Here is a 2,020-nt window from a genome sequence, read left to right as displayed (position 1 = left end):
GGGGTCCGGCCGCGGTCGCCTGACCACGCTCGGCCCGAGCCCGGACCGCTGGCGCGAGCGCCCGCGCCGCCGCCTGGTCGCCGTGCAGGGCGGCGGTGGCCGTCAGGGTTCGGGCCAGCCGGTGTAGCCCTCGGCGAGGTAGCGGGCGCCGGCCTGCGAATCCACGACGCTGCGCAGCTCGGCGAGCTGGCGTTGCTCGTCGAACTCGGTCGCGCCGGGTGTCCGGTGCAGCATGGTGGTCAGCCAGTAGGAGAAGTGCTGCGCCTTCCACACCCGGGCGAGCGCCCGGTCGGTGTAACGGGCCAGGGCGGACAGGTCGTCGCCGGCGAGGGCGGCCTCGATCGTCTCGGCGAGGATCCGGGCGTCGGCGAGGGCGAGGTTCAGGCCTTTCGCGCCGGTCGGCGGCACGGTGTGCGCGGCGTCGCCGGCGAGCAGCAGCCGCCCGTGGCGCATCGGTGCCTGCACGAAACTGCGAAACGGCAGCACGGTGCGTTCGAGGACCGGCCCCTCCCGCAGCCGGAAGCCGTCCTCGCCCGCGAGCCGGCACTGCAGCTCCGACCAGACGCGGTCGTCGGACCAGTCCCGCGGGTCCTCGCCGGGGTCGCACTGGAAGTACATCCGCTGGATCGACGCGGTGCGCTGGCTGAGCAGCGCGAAGCCCCGTTCGGAGCGGGTGTAGACGAGTTCGGGCGCGCTCGGCGGCGCCTCGACGAGGACACCGAACCAGGCGAACGGGTACTCGCGGAAGTACCGGGTCGCGCCGTCGACCAGGTCGCGGCAGACGCTACGGGAACCGTCGGCGCCGACGACAAGATCCGCGGTGATCTCGTGGCGGCGGCCCTCGCCGTCGGTGTAACGGACCCGCGGAGCGTCACGCACGTCGTGGACTTCGGTGGCGCTGATCCCGTAACGCAGGTCGGCGCCGTCGCGGCGGCGGATGCGGTGCAGGTCGGCGAACACGTCGGTCTGCGGGTACAGCCAGCAGGAGGCGCCGGTGAGCCCCTCGAAGTCGATGCGGTGGCTGAGCCCGGCGAACCGCAGGGAGATCCCTGCGTGCCGGTGCCCCGCGGTGAGGACCCGGTCGACGCCGGCGTCGGCCAGCAGACGGACGCTGTCCCGTTCCAGGATGCCGGCGCGGTGCGTGGTCTCGATGGTGCGCGCCGTGCGGTTGTCGAGGACGACGCTGTCGAGGCCGGCGAGGTGGAGCAGGTGGGAGACCATTAGCCCCGCCGGGCCGCCGCCGACGATCACAACGCGGGTGCGCGTGCTGGTAGCGATCGTGGTCATCGGGGCTCCGGGCCGCGCAGCGCCTGCTCGGCGATCCGGAAGGCCGTGTTCGCGGCCGGGACTCCGCAGTAGATCGCGCTCTGCAGGACGACCTCCCTGAGTTCGGCAACGGTCAGCCCGTTGCGCAGCGCGGCGCGGACGTGCATCGCGAGCTCCTCGTGATGGCCACCGGCGATGAGCGCGGTAATCGTGATCATCGAACGGCTGCGGCGGTCGAGGCCGGGCCGGGTCCAGATCGTCCCCCAGGCGTACCGGGTGATGAGCCGCTGGAACTCGAGGGTGAACTCGGTGGCTGCCGCGCTCGCGCGGTCGACATGGGCATCCCCGAGAACCTCTCGCCGCACGACCATCCCCGCGTCGTAGGGGTCAGTGGCGGCGGCCAGGTGCTCGCGCAGCAGGTCCGCGACCTGGCGCGGCTGTTCGGCGGGAGCCAGGTGCGCGACGCCGTCGAGGACGGCCAGCCGTCCCTCGCGCACGCCGTCGGCGAGACGCGCGAGTGCGGCCGGTGGTGTCACCAGATCCTCGGTGCCGGCGATGGCGAGCACCGGCACACTGATATTGGCGAGCTCGTCGGACACGTCGAACTCGGCGAGTGCCTCGCAGGCCCACGCGTAGCCCTGCGCGTCGACGGTCGCCAGGCCGCGCAGCAGTTCCGCGGCGACCCCCGGCGCCCGGTCGACGAAGCCGGGCGCGAACCAGCGCCGCTCCGCACCCTCGACCAGCACCGCGGTGC

The 2,020-nt window shown here is 73.4% G+C and carries 2 protein-coding genes; both read right to left on the bottom strand.

The features are described 5' to 3' along the window. Positions 1-102 precede the first annotated feature (102 nt). Positions 103-1,287 carry a 4-hydroxybenzoate 3-monooxygenase gene (locus MXD58_RS26415; RefSeq protein ID WP_248841204.1) on the bottom strand — a complete coding sequence of 395 codons (1,185 nt, stop codon included), beginning with the start codon at positions 1,285-1,287 and terminating at the stop codon, positions 103-105. Further along, on the bottom strand, positions 1,284-2,020 hold a 737-nt coding region (gene pcaC / locus MXD58_RS26410; RefSeq protein WP_250610476.1), incomplete at its 5' end, for a 4-carboxymuconolactone decarboxylase. The genes MXD58_RS26415 and pcaC, both read right to left, overlap by 4 nt.

It is taken from the genome of Frankia sp. AgKG'84/4 (genome assembly GCF_023242965.2).
In the GTDB taxonomy this organism is placed as follows: Bacteria; Actinomycetota; Actinomycetes; order Frankiales; family Frankiaceae; genus Frankia.
This window is presented reverse-complemented; position numbering and strand designations above follow the sequence as displayed.